Here is a 21,122-nt window from a genome sequence, read left to right on the forward strand (position 1 = left end):
CCCTGCTTGAGGCTATTCGCCTTCATTCAATTCTCGCTCCCAAATCCATTCCGGATAGCCAATGTCCCATAAAAACAACCCTTGGGCTGGTGCAGAAGTTCCCGCTTCCGATCGATTTCCCGATTTTATGATGTTTCTAAAATCTTCTTCGCTCAATTTTCCTTCGCCTGCTTCCACCAAGGTACCAACCACTGCTCGTACCATGTTGCGAAGAAAACGATTGGCCCGAATTTCGAAATAAATTCCAGTTTGATCCTCATCCCAATACCAGGCTGCACTGTGTACCAGACACCGCGTGTGAGTCACATCTGATCCCGTTTTGGCAAAGGCCGCAAAATCCTCTGTTTCAATGAGAATTTCGCACATTCGGTTCATAAACCCAAGGTCTAATCGCTTGCCGTAAAGATGCCAGGAATGTTCCCTACGAAAAGGGTTTTTTTGGTAATGGATAAAGTATCGATACGTTCGATGCTCGGCATTGAAGCGGGCATGTGCCGATTCTGCCACCGGATCAATTCGCATGATTCCAATGCCAGGAGGAAGCAAACGATTCAATTTGAAAACCAGTTTTTCGGTGTCGATAGAGTTAGGGCTGTTGAAATGAGCAAAATACTGCTTGGCATGAACTCCTGTATCCGTACGCCCACATCCGGTAACCGGTGCAGGGTGGCGTAGCAGTAAGCCCAAAGCCTTTTCCAATTCCTCTTGAACGGTGGCTGCATTAGGCTGAATTTGCCATCCATGAAAGGGGCTGCCGTCGTAGGCTAATTCAACAAAATATCTCTGATCGGGCATAGAATTCGGCAAAATTAGTTCTTCGCGCTATTCCACGGCCATGAGAATTAAGCCAAATGGTTAATTTGAGTAAATGAGGATAAGAAATATTTTTAGCTCATTTGAGCTAAATGACAACCTTTTTATATATTGTTTCGTAAAACTGACCTTACAGTTTTGAGAGAGACAAACAACTAATTGGCTTTAAATGAAATACTTTTATGGGAGTTTATTGCTCCTTGCTATCTTTTTTATGCCCTCAAGCGTATTAAGTCAAACTTACTATGCACGCGGTGATGGAGATTGGGATGAAACCGATAAATGGTCCACTTCCGGGGTAGGTGGATCTTCTTGTTCTTGTACCCCAACAGTAGGATCAACCGTTATTATTGATGGCTATGATATAGACATTGATGCGGGTACAGGCAATGTGTCCGTTGCCAATATATCGTTGACCAATTCCAGAAATACCAATGCTCAATTGAAAATTGAAGGTGGGGTAACCTTATCCGTAACCAGCAATTTTCAGATGTACACGGCCAACAATCGAAACAAGCATGTCGATTTGGTTTTGGAGGACGATAACACCACCATGAACGTTACGGGTACCTTTACCATGACTCGAGCATCTGGCAATACTCAAAACCGCAATCTAACGGTGGATATGTCCAATAATTCGGATTTAACCGTAACCGGATTGTTTACCATTTACAATCAATCTTCTTCATCGAGTCAAAACAAGGAGGAAATTGAGCTTAATGATCAAGCTACTTTAACCTGCAATGGAGGAGTTTCTGTTCGACAGGATGCCGGTGGTGATTTACTTTTTGATCTTAATAATTCTTCTTCCTGGGTAATCGATGGAGACATGGACTTCGATCTAAACGGTGGTGACCATACTGACTTCAATTTATCTGGTACCTCAAGGATTACAGTTTCACAAGACGTAGATTTTGATGTAGATGGGGGAGATGATATCGAATTTTTACTCAGCGAGGGAAGTTCTTTTCAGGTTGGCGACGACATCACCTTTGACATGGATGGTGGGGAAGATTTGCAGTTTTTGATGAGCAATAATTCCGGGTCCGATCATTTTTTGGTTACCGATGATTTCTTGGTAGATCACGATGGGGGCCAGGATATTGATCTGGAATTGACCAATTCGGCTGAGATAGATGTGAATGGCGATTTTACCATCGATTGGGATGCCTCTGATGCCAATGACAGTGATATTGATTTAAATATTTCGGACAATGCATTAGTCGATGTCGACGGGTCTTTGGATATTAATCTGAATGAAACCACAAGAGATTACTGCGACCTACTCATCGATATGGATTATAATGGTGCCTGGTATGTTGGCGTAAACAACGGAGGACTTGCTGAATCGGCTTCGATAAGGATTGTTGATGGAGACTATTTTCACCTCGATTTGGATCGGGACTCTAAGTTTGAAGTTTATGGTAATCTAACCTTCTCCCAAAGTGGAGATGGCGACATGGACCTTCATTTGAATGATAATGACGATGGTAGCGCAGCTGATGGACAGCTACGCGTTGACGGAAACATGATCATCAGCAAAGATGATGGGGACGAATTACAGCTAAGAGCCAGAAACCATTCTGACATTGACATTGCCGGAGACTTGACCATAACTGTTACCGGATATGACGGCACGTTTCAGGATGCCGAAATCAATCTGGATGATGATGTTACGATGGACATCGATGGAAATCTTTCCATTACGCATAATGTGACCAACAACAACTCGCTATACCTTGATTTGGATGATAATGCTTCTATTACAGTAGGGGTGAACGATGGTGCATTGACTAAATCGGCATCCATTTTTTTTACAGATGGATATGGGTATTATTTCGACCTGGATCGGGATGCGGCTTTTACTGTTTATGGTAACTTGACTCAAACCTTTGCAGGAGATGAGTATTGTCACATTCACTTGAATGCAAACGATGACGGAAGTACCACGGATGGACAGCTAAAAATCGACGGAAACTGGTCCGTGACTTCCACCGATGGGGATCAGTTCAATATTCGAATTCTCAATCATTCTGATATTGACGTTGGTAGAGATCTCACCTTTAATAATTCGGGCTTCGATGCCGGTATCTGGGGAGATGCGACTCTTCGGGTAGAGGATGATGCCACCCTGGATGTAGACGGAAGTATGTCATGGACCTTTAACCCAGGCCAGGAGCAAAACGATTTGATCCTGGATTTTGATGACAACGCAGTGATTACAATTGGAAATGATAATGGAGCCTTGGCCGAATCATTGACCATCAATATGCTGGATGGCTACACCTTCGAATTTGACCTGGACAGGGACTCACGATTAGATGTTTATGGAAACTTTGATTTCTCTTTTGCCGCAGGGACGCATGCCAATTTTGATTTGAATTCAAACAACAACGGCTCGGCCTCCGATGGCCAGTTGAGAATCGATGGGAATTGGGCATTGGTAAAATCAGATGGTTACCAATTTAGGTTGAGAGCTTATAACCACTCTGATATCGATATTGGAGGAAACTTTACCTACACCGGTACCAATCACAAAACAGGTTGGTGGGACGATGAGTTCATTTCCCTTCGTGATGATGCTACGATGGATGTGGACGGTCTTTTCAATTTTACCATGACGACTCTTGCCCAAGAAAATAGCCTTCGCATTGACCTGGAAGATAACACGGTTTTTTCTATTGGCTCGCAGGTTACCGATAACCATGTGATTACCCTGGTTAACGGCTATAGAATGCGGTATCGCCTGGATGATAACAGTGTGTGGAATGTGAATGGAAGCCTACAATCTGTTTTGACCAACAGCAACCAACCGGCCGATATTGGTTTGAATCGAGGATCAGGAAGTGCTGCACGACTCAATATCACTGGCAATCTGGATATTGATAACAATAAGAATTCCGATGAGTATTATGTGCGTCTGGATGGTTCCTCATCCGTGCTTAATGTAGATGGGAATATCGATTTATCCAGTGCGGCAACAAGCAACCGGATTGAATTGGAGTTGAACAGTAGTTCCAAAATCGAAATTGGGGGAAATTTTGTTCGAACAGGTGGATTCGGAGAACTCGATTGCAATGGAACCTCAACGGTGGAATATAACGGAAATTCAACCCAGACATTCGCCCAGGATGCGGGTTCAGGGACGGATGATTTCGAATACTTTAATGTGATCATTAATAATAGTTTCGGAACGGCACCCCAACTCACCATGGAAGGTTTAGCCACTATTCCAACGAGTGCTACCATCACTTTTACCGATGGCATTCTGGCTTCTACAGAAGCCAATATTTTGGTGTTGAACGATAATGCCAATGCTTCCGGAGCCGACGCGGACAGTTATGTAGATGGTCCTATCCGAAAAGTAGGAGATGAGCTCTTTATTTTCCCAACCGGCGATGGAGACATTTTTGCTCCCATCGGGGTGGATCCGACGAGCGGTACTACTACGGCTTTTCGTTGCGAGTATGTGAATTCAGCTCCATCAAACTCCGATGTTTTGGGTACCGGTATCAACAACATTAGTCAAAATGAATATTGGAATGTTGTTAGAACCAATACCACCAATAGTGCCACGGTTACCTTGTATTGGGATGCAACTCGAAGTGGTGAAATCAACAATTATTCGGAATTGATGGTTTCGCACTACACCGGAGGACAGTGGATTGATGCCGGTAACAATTCATTAACTGGCAACAATGCCGGAGGAACTGTGACGTCGGATGCTCAAAGTAGTTTTAGTCCATTTACCTTGGGCAGTAGTACCACCAATAATCCCTTACCCGTAGAGTTGGTTTCCTTTAAGGCCGTCCCCAACCCAGATGAAGAAGTTGTTGAGCTGATCTGGATTACGGCAAGTGAACTTAACAATGATTACTTCGAAGTAGAAAGGACCATCGATATGAAAGAATTTATTGAGGTAATTACGGTACCTGGACAAGGAACAACGAACGAAAGAACGGAATACCATGAGCGAGATTTGAATCCGGAAAAGGGGATCAGCTACTACCGGTTAAGCCAAACCGATTTTGATGGAAAGCAAACCTACTTTGACCTGGAGAAGGTGCTATACGATATGGAGTCTTCTAAAAAAGTGGATATTCAGGTCTACCCAAATCCGAATAATGGGCAGACCCTCTTTGTGAAGGTTCCAGATAGCCAGGAAGAAGATATCAATGTGTTGATAAACAACTTTCTGGGAGTAGAGGTTTATTCCGATTTTTCGATTTATCACCAGGGTGATTTTTCCTTGGTTTCCATAGAAATGACTCAGAAGCTGGCTCCGGGAAGTTATTTTGTAAACGTCGAGTTAAAAGGTGAAATCCACACCTACAAGCTCATCGTTCAATGAAAGAATTTCGCCAAAGCATGGGAACCTTTAGTCCTCTGGAAGATGAATGAGGTGAAGGGTGGAAGGAAAAAATCCCTGGCTCTCCCAAAATCGTTTGGCTCCTTCGTTTTTTACCGAAACCTGGAGCTCAATATAATCACCTCCCTGAGAGAAAATCCAGTCTTTAGCCGCATTCACCAGAAAAGTTCCAATACCCAAACTGCGGTGTTCTTTTTGAATCACGGTTTCCGCGATGTATCCTTTTTTGCTGTAGGGTGAAACATTGGGTAGCGTTTCCATTTTTAGAATGGTCATGCCCACAGGAATGTTCTCGTTCATTGCTAAGAGTATCGCTGTATTCTCTGCATTGATCCGTTGAAGTAGAACCTGCTGAACTTCACCCCGCTTTTGATTGTCCAATTGAAATATGGGATGATGATCTTCGTGCTCTGCAATTACTTCTAACCACAATGCGGTAACCGCCTCGAGGTCTGCGGCAGTGGCTGTTTGAATCTTAAGCTCTTCCATATCAAGGAGTAATGGTTGGTCCAATTTACCGAATGCAGATTGCACGACAAAGAAAACCATCATTTATTCCGTACATTTGAACGTTTTTCTTTGCAAATGATGACTATGAGGGGGAAAGTTTATTTGTTGATTCTTAGTTTGTTGGGAATCAGTGCGTCGGTATATGGCCAAGATTGGATTGAGGGAATGTATGATCCTCAAATGAATTATTTTGAGGTCAATGAAAGCTACCAGCAGTACTGGCAGACCCACGAAAAAGTAAAGGGCTCCGGACACAAGCAGTTCGAAAGATGGCGCTACTTTATCGACCCCTACATTCAAAAAGATGGGAGCATAAGACCCTATAAGGAGATTCAACAATCCATTGAATCGTATTACCAAAGTCACCCTTCGAGATCGGTTCAAGGGAACTGGGTAGAAATTGGCCCTTGGACGGCACAACGTGTTTCCAGAGGGGTAGGCCGAATGAACTGCATAGGATTTCACCCGACCAATCCCAATAAGATTTATGTAGGAAGCCCCTCAGGAGGAATTTGGATCTCTGATGACGGTGGACATACCTGGAGAAATCCGGATGAAAGCCTTCAGAATTTTGGAGTTACCTCCATAGCCTTTCACCCGACTAACCCGGATATCATGTTGATCGGGACGGGTGATGCTCCGGCCAATGAATCCTACGGAGTAGGTGTTTGGAGAAGTGAAGATGGTGGAGAAACCTGGAACGAGTCCAACCTTGGAATTTGGGACAAAACGGTATCTAAGGTAATGTTTAATCCAGATTCAGTGGACGAGGTATTGGCCGCTACCAAGACTGGACTGTACCAATCGATGGATGGGGGGAAAAGCTGGCAACAGCGTATTTCCAACTACGACTTTAGAGACATTGAATTTAAGCCAGGTGATCCTAAGGTTGCCTATTCTGCCACTTGGTCCTACAACACGACTACGAGCTGGGTGTTCGTTTCGAAAGACGGTGGACGAAACTGGAAGAGACGTATTATCACAGAAGGATTCATTCCTGATTATCGCTACGAATTGGCGGTGACTCCGGCTAACCCTGAATTGCTTTACTGTGCCGGAGGTTTGAGAATGATGATTTCTGAGAATTCAGGAGATACCTTTAGAACAGTAACACAAGAAGGTGGCTTTTTGCTGAGCAACGACAACCAGGCCTGGTACAATGCTTCGCTTGATGCCGATCCCAACAATCCGAATGTAATTTACTGTGGAAATCGCTACCTCTACAAATCCTATGATGGTGGGGAAAGTTGGATTCGATTGAATCACACTCACGCCGATAACCACTTTATTAGTTTCTCTCCTCATGACGGATCCTTGTGGGTATTGGACGACGGAGGTATTCACCGAAGTACCGACGGTGGACTGACTTTTACTGATCTCACTGACTTAGGTATTTCTGCTATTTATTCGGTAGCGCAAAGCCCCTTTAATGCTGACCATGCTTTGAATGGTTATCAGGATTGTGGATCCAAATATTACGATGGCCGCACCTGGACCAGCGTTTATGGAGCTGATGGTATGCAAGCCCTGTTTGATCCTACAGATAGTAACCGCTTTTACACGTCTTACCAATATGGGCGTATTGTTCGACACCTTAATCATATTGGTTCCAACCAAGTGATGCCGCAACCCGATGATGAAGGACCTTGGGTAACGCCGTACATTTTGGATGTTAACGATCCGGAAACGATGTACATGGGACGTCAAAAAATTTGGAAGTCGACCAACATTTTCGAGAGCAAAACCAAAAACATTAAATGGGATACCATCAGTACAGGTATTGCCCAATATCCTTTGGGAACCTTCATTAAAATCAAGCAGCACCGCACCAATTCCAAAAGGATGTATGCTTTGAAAAGGGCAGAGAATCGTTCTCGTACCCAATTGATTGCCTGCGACAATATTTACGATTCCATTCCAGTTTGGTACAACTTAGGGCTGAATTACCCCTTGGTAACGTTATCCTCTGATTTTGAAACAGACAATCGGGATAGCTCCACGATTTACATGTTGGCCGACAACGAAGTTTGGATCACTACTGATATGGGGCAAAACTGGACCGATTTTTCAGGAACCTTGCCGGATGTACCCATGCATTGTTTGACCTTGGATACGGTAACCGGTGGATTGTATGTAGGTTGCGATGCTGGTGTGTTTTACCGGGGTGCAGGCCAATCGGATTGGGTCTCTTTTAGAGATGGTTTAAGTCGAAATGCCCGGGTTCGTGATATGGATCTGTATTACCACCCCACTGATCACAACCAGAGTCGATTGAAGGCGGCTACCTATGGTCGTGGTATGTGGGAATCTGAGTTGTATGGTAACACAGGTTTTGATCCATCTCCGGTTTATCCGGTTGTTTTTTCTGAAGCCAAAACGTATACCTACGATCAAACTTTCGACTTGAGAATTGAATTTAAACACCACATTCATACCGAGAAGGTCAATGGATTTGATCAAAGCGATATTCAGGTCAGAAATGGTCGGATTACACAATTTACGGATCAAGGTGATTATTTTGAGATTACCGTTGAAGCGACTCAGTCTGGGCATGTATACGTAGACATACCACAAGGCGTAGCTACTGATTTGGCCCATGGACTTCCAAATGACTCCTTAACGACCTGGAGAATTGACTACCTGGACGATCATCCTGAAATTGGTCCTTATGGTCCAGGTGGAGTAGGTGATTCCTCTCATTTATTGCTCTGGTTAAAAGCCGATCATGGATTATTGGATGCCAATGGCCAGGCAATTTCCACGGATATGACCCGGATAGATCAATGGCAGGATTTCTCAGGAAAGGGTTATGTAGCCGTTCAAGCTACCGATAGCAGTCGACCTTTCTTTCGTGTAGATACAGCTGGTATCAATGGTCACCCCGCTGTGGAATACAATCCTCCAAACCGTTATTTCATGGTCAATGATTTTGGACCGGTTGGAAAAAATCTTTCGGTATTTGCTGTGGCGCAATCGAATACAGAGAATTGGGAAGGACATAGCTGGATAGCCAACAGCCGCATGAACAACGGCTTCCTGATGCACAATTCAAACAACCGCAAGTCCATTTATGCGGTTACGGTGGATGAAAACAAAAAGTACTTAGGCTCTCCCAGTGTGGAGGTTAAAGATGTGACCGAGCCGCATGTTTTTGGATTGACCTACAACGAAAGAATGTGGAAGAATGCTATCCACTTGGACAATCAAGTGGGTTACGATGAACTGTATGGCGACCATTTCCGCGACGGTACCGATACGATCAATATCCGATTGGGTAAAGACTACGATGAGCGCTATGGTAATGGAAAATTAGGAGAGTTTATTTACTACAGCGAAGATCTTCAAGATGCTCGTCGATTGATTGTAAGTAACTACCTCGCTGCCAAGTTCGGAGTAGATCTTCAAGAAAGCAATCGTTACGATTATGGAGAAAAGTACGGTGAACGAGTGGCTGGAATTGGGCGAGTAAGTGCAGAAGACTGGCACCAGGATGCTAAAGGGCTTAGCGCCTTCAGGGTTTCTGATCCGGATGATATGGAGAATGGCGAATTCTTGCTCTGGGGTTCAGATACCGCTTCCGTGGACACCTGGATTGCCGGACAGTTGCCAGACGGTATGGAACGATTGGCTCGAACCTGGCGTGTAGATGAAACCGGAGGAGATCTGGGACAAGTATTGATCCGTTTGAATAAGGATGATGTTCCAACCGGCAAAGCGAAATTGGGATTGCTTTATTCCTCTACCGAAGATTTCTCGAGCAACCTGAGTTTGGTTGAATGGAATGTTGGAGGCGATGGTAACTGGGAATTGCATACTAACCTGATGAATGAAGGTTATTATGCCTTGGTTACAGCTGAGAAGTTCTTTCTGGGCGAAGAGAGTCTTGCCGTAAACATGAAATACCAGTTGGTGCCAAACCCCGCCATTAACGGGTTGAGCGAGCTGAGAATCGAAAGCTTTGGGCAAGATGAATTGGAAATCCAAATCACAGACAAACTGGGGCGTCAATTGCAACGTCAAAAGTTGACCATCGGTGAAGGGTTGTATCAATTACCCATCGATTTGAGCGGTGAGGCCAGCGGTATTTACCTGATCACAGTTTATAGCAACACAGGAACCGAGACCTATAAATTGGTCCGCTAACCGCAAGAATTCTGCATATTTGTTGCCGTTTTCATCCTCCAGGTGAGGGTTGAAAACTGGAAACTATGGAACAATCGAGCAGGCCTTTCTACCTTTTAACCTGGGGAGTCATATTGATTCTTCTGTTACCTATTCTGGCTCAGGATGGTATGTTTCTCGATGGAGTATTGTACAGCAGTGTTGGAAAGAATTTGGCCAATGGCTACGGTACTTTTTGGGCACCTCGTTTTAGCGAATACGGCATTGCCAACTCTCCTATATTTCATGAGCATCCACCCTTAAATTTTGGTATTCAGGCCATCTTTTATAAGATACTGGGGAATGGATTTCTAACCGAACGCATCTACTCCTTGCTCACTGCAATTCTCAATGCTGGCCTTATCCATTTGATTTGGAAAGAGCTTGAGAAGAAGGATCATCGACTAAGAGGAATGAGCTGGTGGGCCCTGCTACTTTGGATTCTTTTGCCACTCACTTATTGGTGTTTTCAGAACAACGTACAGGAAAATACCATGGGCATATTTGTGCTTAGTTCCGTTTGGTTTCTAATGCGCTACCTCGATTCGGGCCGACTCATGCTTCTTATCGGATGTGGGGTTAGTCTCTTTTTGGCTTCTTTCAGTAAGGGAGTCACCGGATTGTTTCCTCTGGGGGCCATTGTATTCTGGAGTTGGACGGTAGGTCGGAAAGACAACAACCCAGACAATCCGATCCCATATCAATGGCATTATGCCCGGGTTGGATTTGGACGAGTAGTTCGCGATACCCTCATTTTGTTGGTTATTGTGTTTGCCATTTACGGCTTGCTTCTGTCTTATGGACCGGCTTATGACAATTTGATGGGATGGTTTGAAGGCCGTTTTCTACATCGCTTAGATTCCGCTCCAACCGTGGATCACCGCTACCGAATTTGGATTCGAATCTTTAATGAGATGATCTACACCATGGCCATCACCGCCGTGTTGATAGGATTGTTTCTATGGCGCAAAGTGGATTGGCTGGCCGGATGGAGTCAACGGAAAAAATGGGTGTCCTTCTTTTTCCTATTGGCTTTGAGTGGATCCGCTCCTTTGGTACTTACCATGGTGCAGAAGGGATTTTACATGGTTCCGTCCTATCCGTTTTATGCTATCGCATTTGCCTTAATTACGGCTCCCGGACTTCAGGTATGGATCAAAAAAATGAGCAAAACCGGTAAAGCCATTGTCACCACTTTTTCATCCGTTGTGATTATTGCCGCCATTGGAGTTGCTGCCTTTTTGTTTCACGGCACCAGTCGCGATCAGGACGTTTTGCCCGATATGCATCGAGTAGGAGAAGAAGTGCCCTTTGGAAGCACCTTGTCTATTTACCCTGACATTTGGGAAGACTGGAGAGTCCAGGTGTACCTGCAGCGTTACTACCACATTAGTTTAAATCCGCGCACCGGTGATCATACTTATTTCCTGACCAAAGCAGAAGAACCGGCTCCCGATGGCTATCAAGAAGTCGATCTTGGGTTGACTCATCACAAGCTTTACCGCAAATAGGGATAAGCAAAGAACCTTTTTCCTATTCCATTTCTCCTTATTTAGAACCATTCTCAGATTCAAAAGGGAATCTTACTTTTGCAGCATGAAACAAAAGCAGGTAGAATTAATGGCTCCGGCGGGATCCTTTGCAGCTATGCAGGCTGCTATTGATAACGGAGCTAATGCGGTCTACTTTGGTGTGGACCAGTTGAATATGCGCGCACGTGCAACGATGAACTTTACCCTGGACGATTTAGAAGAAATTGCCCAGCGCTGTCGTGCGGCCAATGTAAGAACCTACCTAACCTTAAATACCATTATTTACGATCACGATTTATCCATTATCAAAAAGGTGGTTAATCGGGTAAAGGAATCTGGAATTGATGCGGTGATTGCCTCTGATCAGGCAGTCATTGGTTATGCTTCTCAGCAAGGAGTGGAAGTGCATATTTCTACTCAGTTGAATGTGACCAATTTGGAAACCGTTCGTTTTTACAGTCACTTTGCCGATGTGATGGTTCTTTCACGGGAATTGAGTTTAAGACAAGTGAAAGACATCTGTGACGGTGTGAAAAAAGAAAACATCTGCGGACCATCAGGTAGACCTGTAGAAATAGAGGTGTTTGCCCATGGAGCTCTGTGTATGGCTGTTTCTGGTAAGTGTTATTTGTCATTGCACAACCAGAATTCATCGGCTAACCGAGGTGCTTGCATTCAAAATTGCCGTAGAAGCTACAAGGTGATTGACATGGAAGACGGAGTGGAACTGGAAATCGACAATGAATACATCATGTCACCCAAGGACCTTTGCACCGTCGATTTTCTGGATCAGTTACTCGATACTGGAGTTTCGGTTCTAAAGATTGAAGGCCGGGGAAGAGCTCCTGAATATGTGGCAACGACCATTCGCTGTTACCGTGAGGCGATCGATGCTATTCAGGAGGGTACCTATACACCAGAGAAAGTGGCCGAATGGATGGGTAGACTCGAAAAAGTATACAACCGGGGTTTTTGGGGAGGATACTTCCTGGGACAAAAAATGGGAGAGTGGAGTGACGTTAGCGGATCTTCTGCTACCCAGAAAAAAATGTACCTGGGTAAAGGATTGCACTATTACACCAAATTGGGAGTAGGTGTTTTTCGCCTGGAAGCCCATAGCTTGAAAGTGGGTGATGAGGTGGCCATTATCGGTCCTACGACTGGAGTATTGGAGACCACAATCCAGGAGATTCACGTGGACAATGAAGCTGTAGAAAAAGCGGATAAAGGGGTGGATTGCGCCATCAAATTGGATCGTACCATTCGTTCTTCGGATAAGTTGTACAAGTATATCCCCGCCTAATGGTTATCATTACCCATCAACGTGAAAAGTGTATTGGCTGCAACTACTGCGTGGAGCTGGCTTTTCAGCGTTGGCGTATGAGTAAAAAAGACGGCAAGGTTACCTTGATTGGCGGTAAGAACAAAAAAGGTTTTCACACGGCTCGGGTAGGAGATGAAGAGCTTGAAGAAAACAAGAAGGCAGCCGAGGTTTGCCCGATGAACATTATCAAGGTATCCCAGATTTAATCGGTTTTAGGCGGGTTTCATTTCGATAAAAATCCTTTACTTGTTGGTTCTAAAGGATTTCAGGAATGAGAATTAGCCAAAAACCAGCTCTGATCTTTCTTTTTCTATTTTCCCATTGGCTGGGTTTTGCTCAATTGGTAGTGGATACAAACTACACCGCAGAGCAACTCGTGGACCAAATTCTGGTGGGCAATGGAATGCGTGTTGGTAATATCGTGCTCAAAGGGCACCGAATTGGTCTGGGGCATTTTCAAAGTGATTCAGCGGTCATTGGAATGAATGAAGGATTGCTCCTGGCCACAGGCAGTGTGTTTGACGCCGAAGATTTAAATGAAACACCTGGGCAATCTGGTGTTCTATACAGCTACGGAACAGCCACTAAAGAACGCAAGCCCCGAAGGGGAGACCGTGATTTGAACCGGCTGGCTAAAGGCCGAACCTACGATGTCAACATCATCGAGTTTGATTTTGTGCCCTTCCACAATCGGATTACGTTCAATTATTCCTTTGGATCTGAAGAGTTTGAAGAATATGTAGGTTCCAAATACAACGATGTGTTTGGCTTCTTTTTATCCGGACCGGGTGTTCGAAAAACCAATATCGCACTGCTTACAGGTACGGATATACCTATTGCCATCAACAATGTGAACCAACGCAAGTATCCCGAATACTACATTTCCAACGACTACTTCATCAATTATGGATTGCTTAAGGGGATACCCGAGAAACCGCATTTGAACTTCTGGCAGTGGATTCGGATTAACCTTTTGGGAGGAAAATCTAAAACTGAAGAACAACCCTACTACATCGATGAGGGGAGAAAGGAGAAATTAAACCAAGTGCTTGTTGATGGATTTGAGTACGACGGATTTACGACCAAAATGCAATGTACCTGGCTCGTGGAGCCTTTTCAGAAATACCACCTCAAAATTGCGGTAGGTGACGTAGGAGATGCCATTTTTGATTCCGGTGTTTTCATCGAAGCGGGCTCCTTTTCTTCGTTCAAAGACACCATGCCGGAGGACTTTGTCGATTACCCCGATTTGAGCCAGATCCTCAATTTCGATAGCATCTTCGGCATTTTTCCCGATACCGAGTTGATCGAAAATCCTTCACCCTTTCAGCTCACCACCATCTACTTCGATAGTGATGAGTATCGCTTGGTGGACACGGCAAAATCATACCTAACTCAATTGGCGGAATACTTGAAAAAAGAAACCGATTGGAAAGCCGAAATATGGGGATACACCGACGCCGATGGCGGGGTAAATCACAACCAAAAACTTTCTGAAAAGAGAGCCAAATCGGTACAGCGATTTCTCGTGGATCAGGGTATTCATTTTTCACGGATGACCTACCGGGGGTTAAACTATACTCATGCCGTGGGAGATAATGCCACTCAAAAAGGGAAGGCTCAAAACAGAAGGGTTGAGATTATCCTCTACAAGAACGAATAGGAAGGGGATAAAACAAAAAAAGTCCGCCCGAAGGCAGACTTTTCTTGACGTGATTCGCAAATTCCTTATTTGGAAGCGACCAATTTAAAGTCAAGCGTGAAATCGTCGTAGATCATTTTATCACCCAAGCCTTCAAAGAAGCTTCCAGAGGCGTATTTTACATTGAAATCAGAACGATCGATAACCACGGTTCCAGTTGCTGTTAGAGTACCGTTGCTTTCAGTAGACTCTAATTCGAAGTTTACGTCTTTTGTAATTCCTTTAATCGTTACAGAAGCAACTACATTCGCTTTATTTCCACCGGCAGGTTTGATGGACTTGATTACCATTTTTGCCTCTGGGAATTGGCTTACACCAAAGAAATCATCAGATTTTAGATGGCCTACCAATTTTCCATTGTATTCCGCATTTTCGATATCGGTACAAGTGATGGAATTCATGTCCATAACAATGTTTCCACCTTTGATGTTTCCATCGTCCATTTGCAGCGATCCTGATTTGAATTGAATCATTCCAACGTGCTCACCGCCTACTTTGGTTCCCTTCCATTTAACGGTGCTGTTTTTGGTGTTTACGGTGTATGAGTCGCCGTCTCCGGCCATGCTGTTCATCGGGGCGGCTGCGATTAAGGTTAAAGCGGCAGCGGCAATCCATTTGGTAATTTTCATAATGATGTCGTATTTGAGTTAATGATTATTTGCTTACAAGAATTTTAAAGTGGCTCCAATCGGAGATGATCAAGTAGATCACAAGACCAAAAGCTAAGGTTGCTCCTCCAACTCCGGCTGGGTCCAGAAATAGGTGGAAGAGGAAGGCATTCAGCATAATGGGAGCAAGAATGGTTAATGCGGCTCTGGTGTAAAGGTTAAAGATCAGTAGCAAACCTGCTATCACCTCTAATCCCTTTACCAATACCATGAGGTATCCTGAATTGACCAGGGCGCCCATGAAATTTGCCGCTGCTTCTGGAGCAGGTGGCAAGGGCATAAAGTGAAAAAATCCGTTGAGGCCAAAGAAGACCATCATTAGTCCGAGTAAGATTCTCAGGACCATTGTAATTTTTGCTTTCATTTTACTTTTATTGAGTGTTAAAACATTAAGTGTATATACATGTAATAGAATAAAATTTTTTATTCTCTCATTTTGTCCAAAAGCCGGCTTAGTTCAATAGCCTCTTCGCTGGTCAGCTTAAATTTCTCAGCGGCACCGTCCAATTCGTTGGAAGCTTTTTCAATTAGTTCCAACCCTTTTTCGGTGATTACCACATCTACACGTCTTCTATCTTCCGGGCAACTCGTACGTTCCACTAATTTTTTGGCCAGTAACTTATCCACCAGGCGAGAAGCATTGCTCATCTTATCCATCATACGCTCGGTAAGGAGTTTGATCGATGCAGGATTAGGGTATTGACCTCTTAGAATACGGAGAATGTTGAACTGCTGAGAAGAGATACCATAAGGCTTTAAGCGTTCACTGTGTGTCCGATTCAAAAAGAGGTAGGTATAATGCAGATTGACCAACGCCCGTTGTAAATCGGATTTAAATTGCTTTTGCTTGATTTCGTCTTCAATTCTCATGACGGGGCAAATATATTCATTTGCATTTAATGTATGTACATGTAAAATGTAAAAATCTCTTAAGGTTGCGTAAATTGTGCACTACCGGTTAAAGGATCCTTCAAATAGTGTTCGGTGCTGAATACTGCTGCCCAGGGTGATTTCATCGGCATAGTGCAACTCGTCACCCACGCTCACTCCACGGGCAATGGTGGTGATTTTTATTCCCAGAGGTTGAATCTTTTTGTAGAGGTAAAAGCCGGTTGTATCTCCTTCCATCGTTGCATTGAGGGCCATGATCACTTCTTCCGTTCCCTCCTCCTTAATGCGATCGAGCAGAGTCCCCAGGTTCAAGTCGCCAGGTCCGATTCCATCCATGGGCGAAATTACCCCACCCAATACGTGGTACAATCCGCCGTATTGTCGCGTAGCTTCTATGGCGATTACATCCCGAAGATCTTCCACCAGGCAAATGATCTTTTGGTTGCGGGCTGGATTACTACAAATACCGCACAACTCCTGATCAGACAGGTTTCCGCATTTATGACAATGCCGAATGTTTTGCTTCATGGCGGCAATGGCCTTCGAAAAACCGAGCACTTCATTCTCATCACGTCGAAGGAGATGAAGAGCCAATCGAAGGGCTGTTTTTTTGCCAATTCCGGGTAATGAGGCAATTTCATCTACCGCTTCCTGTAGGTATTTGGAAGGTAAATCCATGGGGCAAAATTAGCTAATTCAACGTCAGAATGTGGATGATTTTCACTACAATTCCAAGGAACGGCGACCCGTTTGCTTTTATTTGCGGTATGTCACCTGAAATGATCATTGTAGCCGTTTTTGGCTATTTTCTCTTTCTGGCCGGTATATCCTGGTATACCACAAGAGCCAGCAGCTCCAACGAAGCTTTTTTTACTGGAAATAAACAATCACCTTGGTTTATCGTGGCCTTTGGAATGATTGGTACCTCTTTATCCGGGGTTACCTTTATCTCCGTTCCGGGCTGGGTGGCTACCAGTTCGTTTTCCTACATGCAAATGGTGCTGGGCTATTTGGCGGGCTATTTAGTCATTGGCCTTATTCTCATGCCGCTATACTATCGACTCAATCTCACATCGATTTATACCTACCTCGAGGAGCGTTTTGGTTTAAATACTTACAAAACCGGGGCGTGGTATTTTTTGATCAGTCGGGTAATAGGTGCTTCTTTTCGATTGTATTTGGTGGCTATGGTTTTTCAGGAAGCCGTATTCAAACAAATGGGGAAGGACGTTCCTTTTTCAGTTACGGTTCTCATCACCATTGCGCTAATCTGGGTTTATACGCACCGAGGCGGAATTAAAACCATTATCTGGACGGATACCCTTCAAACTCTTTTTATGCTCCTCGCTGTGGTGATCACTCTTTGGGTGGTAGCCAATCAATTGGACCTCAGTTTCACCGGAATGTTTGGAGCGGTGAAATCTAGTGAATACAGCCAGGTCTTTTTCTGGGACTGGGAGTCTAAGCTATTTTTTCCAAAGCAGTTTCTCGCCGGGGCCTTCATTGCTATTTGTATGACGGGTCTCGATCAGGATATGATGCAAAAGAACCTCAGTTGTAAGAGCCTTGGAGATGCCCAGAAAAACATGTTTTGGTTCAGCTTGATTCTGGTTGTGGTCAATCTTTTGTTTTTAAGCCTTGGAGCGTTGTTGTATTTGTTTGCCGCTACCAACAATATTGCTATCCCTGAAATGACCGATAAGCTTTACCCCATGCTGGCCACCGAGGGTTACCTTGGACCCATTGTTGGATTGCTATTTGTCCTCGGACTCATCGCTGCGGCCTACTCTTCCGCCGATTCGGCTTTAACGGCTTTGACGACGAGCTTTTGTGTGGATATTTTAGGATTCAATCGGAAGAAGGTCGAAAATCCGGAGCAAACCCGAAAATTGGTTCACCTTACCATTTCCATAGTCCTACTTTTGGTGATCGTCACTTTTGAGAACTTTACAGATGATGCCGTCATCAAGAAGCTCTTTGAATTGGCTGGATATACCTACGGGCCGCTATTAGGACTTTATTCTTTTGGCTTGTTTATGCCCAATCGGGTTCCGGATAAGTTGGTTCCCATTGTTTGCATTCTGGCCCCCGTTATTTGTTGGCTGCTCACGCTTCAATTTGCCATAGGTTTTGAGCTCTTAATTATCAATGGACTAATCACCTTCGTGGGGCTTGCTATTATCGCTCAATTCAGGCCTAAAACGGCTTCTTAATCTCCTTTTCTTTAAGGCAGCCCTAAGGGCATAAAAAAAGGGCTGCTTCCTAAGAAGCAACCCTTTCTGACTATCGGGGAAATAGTGCTATGATATAACCACCATTATCTTTTGTAAATAGGGTATGTTGCTTTGTTCTGTCCCGTTGAAATCTCTAGGTAGTATACTCCAGAGGACAACGATTGAGAGGTCAAATCCAACGTATGCGTCAGTCCTCGCTCAGCAGATAAGGAGGTTTCCAATAGCATAGCCTTTCCAGTCAGGTCGTACAAACGAATGCTCACTTGATCAATGTCTTGTGACCAGCTGATGTTAATTTGATTATCAAATGGGTTAGGGTAAACGCTTACCGATGAAGCTTCCAAGTTTACATTTTGTGCACTTAGAGAGTTAACGGTTACGCTTTTACAAACGCTATCCATACAGCTGCGGGTAGAATCCTCTACGTATAGACATACAGTGTAGGTTCCAGGAGCGGCATAAGTATGGGCTGCATCGTAAGTGTAAGCGTGATTTCCATCTCCGAAAGTCCAGTAAGTGTAAGTCAATGGCTGAGCAGAGGTAGAAGTATTGATAAATACGAAGGTTCCGTTAGAATCAATAATGTTGAAGTCTGCTGCACAAGCAACTGGTGCAGAAAGAACCAATGTATCGCAATGCGTATCCCAGCAATTGGTCAAGGAATCAACAATGGTCAAGCATACAACATACGTTCCATAGTTTGCGTAGTTGTGAGTTGGGTTCTTCACAGAAGATCCAGGAGTTCCATCACCAAAGTTCCAGCTGTAAGTCACGGAACCTGAGTTAGGAATAGACTGGTTCATGAATATAACGTTCTTTCCGTTTGGTACTGGAGTGAATTTAGCATCACAAGTAACCGGAGCGGAGATGGTAAACGTTTGACAAGTAGAGTCTGAACACTGGTTCAGGGAGTCCTGAATGTGCAGACACACGGTGTAAGTTCCAGGAGTGGTGAACGTTCTGTTTACGTGACGAGTTCCGTATACGGTACCGTCGCTAAATACCCACTGATAGGTAACTCCAAACTGTGGAGTAGAAGTGTTCACGAATGACAGGTTATTCGGATTCAAAGAATCTGGAATAATGTTGAAGCTCGCTTGACATGGATTCGTACTGGTCACTACTAATGTGTCGCAGAAAGAATTGTTACAGTTGTTAAGAGAGTCATACATAGTTAAGCAAACTACGTAAGTACCAGGATTTTGGTAGTGGTGCTGAGGATTTTTGTTCCACAGAGTAGTACCGTCACCCATATCCCAAATCCAGGTAATGGCACCGTTATTTGGAGTAGATGTGTTGGTGAAGAAGTACAACAAAGAAGATCCTGAGTAAGTGAAGGAAGCTTTACAGTTTCCACTTCCACCGCCTTGAACAGAGATGGTATCACAACGAGTGCTTGAGCAGTTGTTCAAAGAATCGGTAATAGTCAAGCAAACTACGTAGCTACCAGAAACGGCATATCCGTGAGAAGGGTTAGCGCTGTAAGCGTAATTTCCATCACCGAAGTTCCAGAAGTAACTGGTTCCTGGAGTAGTTCCTGTAGAAGAGTTAAAGAAGCTTGCAGATAGACCACTAATGTTGTAGTTGAAAGAAGCTTGACAAGGTGTAGTACCTCCAACCGTTACTGTATCACAGAAAGTGCTGAAGCAGTTGCTGCTGGTATCGGTCATGGTCAAACAAACAACGTAAGTACCAGCTTGTGGGTAAGAGTAAGCAGTGTTGTAACCGTTCATAGTAACACCGTTACCCATGTTCCAGGAGTAAGTGGTTCCAAAGGTAGATCCACCTGCAGAAGTGTTACTAGTAACCACAGTAAGACCAGTAGTGGTGTGTGTAAAGCTTGCTGCACAAGGAGCAGCACCAGTAATGGTGATTACCTTACAAATGGAATCAAAGCAGTTTTGAGAGCTATCTACAATAGTCAAACATGCCAGGTAGTTACCGTTTGTTGTGTAAGTGTGAACTGGATTTACAAGAGAAGAGTTAGATCCATCTCCAAAAGTCCAGGTATTAGAAATGTTGTTGTTTGAGGTATTGGTGAAAGTTACCGTTCCATTGTTGTTCGTGTAATTGAAATTGGCAGAACAACCGGTTGAAGAACTGGTAACCGTTACAGATTTACAAATCGAGTCTGTACAGTTTTGTAGGGAATCTTGAATAATTAGACACACTGTGTAAGTACCTGCAGAAGAGTAAGTGTAGGTAGGATTGGTAGCCATAGAGCTTGATCCATCACCAAAATACCAAGTGTTGTATACGTTGTTGCTTGAACTGTTGCTGAAAGTAGCAGTAGTACCGGAAGCGCTGTAGCTAAAGTTAGCGCTACAGTTAGATCCACTTGAACCGGCTACAGTTACCGACTTACAAATAGAATCGCTACAGTTGTTTACGGTATCAACCACCGTCAAACAAACCATGTAGTTACCTGCTGAAGAGTAGGTGTGATTGGGGTAATAAGCAGTAGATGTGTTACCATCTCCGAAATCCCAGTATAGACTGTATCCAAACGTAGCATAGGAAGAGTCAATGAAATAAGCTGTAAGTCCTGATGTAGAACTGGAAAAGTCGGCGGTACAGCCACCACCAGGAGTACCGGCAATCACTACCGTGTCACAGTAGGTATGGGTACAAGATTGAGAAGAATCACTTACTGTCAAGCAGATCAGGTAAGTACCTGCAGTGTTGTAAGTTTTTGTGTGAGTGTTGGCGTAAGAGTAGCCGTAAGTGTTGTCCCCGTATGACCAAGTCAACGAGTTGTAACTGGATGAACTGTTGGTGATCGTCACCGTAGATCCCGAAACGGATGTACTGAACGACGCCAAACACTGGGCGTTGGAAATCACAGGGATTAATCCACCCAGCAACACCAGTAAGAGTAAAGTTGTTTTAATGCGTCTCATAATTTGGGTTTTATAAAT

14 protein-coding genes are annotated in these 21,122 nt (G+C 44.1%); 7 read left to right on the forward strand and 7 right to left on the reverse strand.

Annotated features, from left to right (window positions below; all coding sequences use genetic code 11):
• Window positions 1-12 precede the first annotated feature (12 nt).
• A complete protein-coding gene (truA, locus tag KFE98_12755; GenBank protein ID UTW60891.1) occupies window positions 13-795 on the reverse strand; it encodes a tRNA pseudouridine(38-40) synthase TruA in 783 nt (260 codons plus the stop codon).
• A 187-nt stretch (window positions 796-982) separates the two neighbouring features.
• On the opposite strand from truA, the gene KFE98_12760 reads away from it, so the two are divergent.
• Entirely contained in the window at window positions 983-5,164 is a 4,182-nt protein-coding gene (locus tag KFE98_12760) for a T9SS type A sorting domain-containing protein (GenBank protein UTW60892.1), read from the forward strand.
• 27 nt (window positions 5,165-5,191) lie between these two features.
• On the opposite strand, the gene KFE98_12765 is transcribed toward KFE98_12760, so the two are convergent.
• Window positions 5,192-5,671 carry a GNAT family N-acetyltransferase gene (locus KFE98_12765; GenBank protein UTW60893.1) on the reverse strand — a complete coding sequence of 160 codons (480 nt, stop codon included), beginning with the start codon at window positions 5,669-5,671 and terminating at the stop codon, window positions 5,192-5,194.
• 105 nt (window positions 5,672-5,776) lie between these two features.
• Here KFE98_12765 and KFE98_12770 point away from each other — a divergent pair, with 105 nt between their 5' ends.
• From KFE98_12770 to KFE98_12790, 5 genes are all read left to right on the forward strand, one after another.
• Window positions 5,777-9,835: a T9SS type A sorting domain-containing protein gene (locus KFE98_12770; protein UTW60894.1), complete on the forward strand. Its 4,059-nt coding sequence runs from the start codon at window positions 5,777-5,779 to the stop codon at window positions 9,833-9,835.
• Between the two features lie 65 nt (window positions 9,836-9,900).
• Window positions 9,901-11,364 (forward strand): glycosyltransferase family 39 protein, encoded by a 1,464-nt coding sequence (locus KFE98_12775; protein ID UTW60895.1) that lies wholly within the window; start codon window positions 9,901-9,903, stop codon window positions 11,362-11,364.
• Window positions 11,365-11,449: 85 nt separating this feature from the next.
• The gene (locus KFE98_12780) at window positions 11,450-12,688 is read left to right on the forward strand and encodes a U32 family peptidase (GenBank protein ID UTW60896.1); all 1,239 of its coding nucleotides are present in this window, start codon (window positions 11,450-11,452) and stop codon (window positions 12,686-12,688) included.
• On the forward strand, window positions 12,688-12,915 hold the full coding sequence (locus KFE98_12785; GenBank protein ID UTW60897.1) for a ferredoxin: 228 nt from the start codon (window positions 12,688-12,690) through the stop codon (window positions 12,913-12,915). Before KFE98_12780 ends, KFE98_12785 begins: the two co-directional genes overlap by 1 nt.
• A gap of 65 nt (window positions 12,916-12,980) precedes the next feature.
• On the forward strand, window positions 12,981-14,372 hold the full coding sequence (locus KFE98_12790) for an OmpA family protein (protein ID UTW60898.1): 1,392 nt from the start codon (window positions 12,981-12,983) through the stop codon (window positions 14,370-14,372).
• 65 nt (window positions 14,373-14,437) lie between these two features.
• Here KFE98_12790 and KFE98_12795 read toward each other — a convergent pair whose 3' ends face one another.
• The 4 genes from KFE98_12795 to recR all read right to left on the reverse strand — a co-directional run bounded on the left by KFE98_12795 (window position 14,438) and on the right by recR (window position 16,648).
• Complete coding sequence (locus KFE98_12795) at window positions 14,438-15,040, reverse strand: YceI family protein (GenBank protein ID UTW60899.1); 603 nt, start codon at window positions 15,038-15,040, stop codon at window positions 14,438-14,440.
• A gap of 25 nt (window positions 15,041-15,065) precedes the next feature.
• The gene (locus KFE98_12800) at window positions 15,066-15,443 is read right to left on the reverse strand and encodes a DoxX family membrane protein (protein ID UTW60900.1); all 378 of its coding nucleotides are present in this window, start codon (window positions 15,441-15,443) and stop codon (window positions 15,066-15,068) included.
• A gap of 59 nt (window positions 15,444-15,502) precedes the next feature.
• The gene (locus KFE98_12805; protein UTW60901.1) at window positions 15,503-15,949 is read right to left on the reverse strand and encodes a MarR family transcriptional regulator; all 447 of its coding nucleotides are present in this window, start codon (window positions 15,947-15,949) and stop codon (window positions 15,503-15,505) included.
• 81 nt (window positions 15,950-16,030) lie between these two features.
• Window positions 16,031-16,648 carry a recombination mediator RecR gene (gene recR / locus KFE98_12810; protein UTW60902.1) on the reverse strand — a complete coding sequence of 206 codons (618 nt, stop codon included), beginning with the start codon at window positions 16,646-16,648 and terminating at the stop codon, window positions 16,031-16,033.
• A gap of 89 nt (window positions 16,649-16,737) precedes the next feature.
• Here recR and KFE98_12815 point away from each other — a divergent pair, with 89 nt between their 5' ends.
• Window positions 16,738-18,183, forward strand: a complete 1,446-nt coding sequence (locus KFE98_12815) for a sodium:solute symporter (protein ID UTW60903.1) — start codon at window positions 16,738-16,740, stop codon at window positions 18,181-18,183.
• Between the two features lie 104 nt (window positions 18,184-18,287).
• Here KFE98_12815 and KFE98_12820 read toward each other — a convergent pair whose 3' ends face one another.
• Window positions 18,288-21,104: a PKD domain-containing protein gene (locus KFE98_12820; protein ID UTW60904.1), complete on the reverse strand. Its 2,817-nt coding sequence runs from the start codon at window positions 21,102-21,104 to the stop codon at window positions 18,288-18,290.
• Window positions 21,105-21,122 lie beyond the last annotated feature (18 nt).

This window comes from bacterium SCSIO 12741 (assembly GCA_024398055.1).
Lineage (GTDB): Bacteria > Bacteroidota > Bacteroidia > Flavobacteriales_G > Salibacteraceae > SCSIO-12741.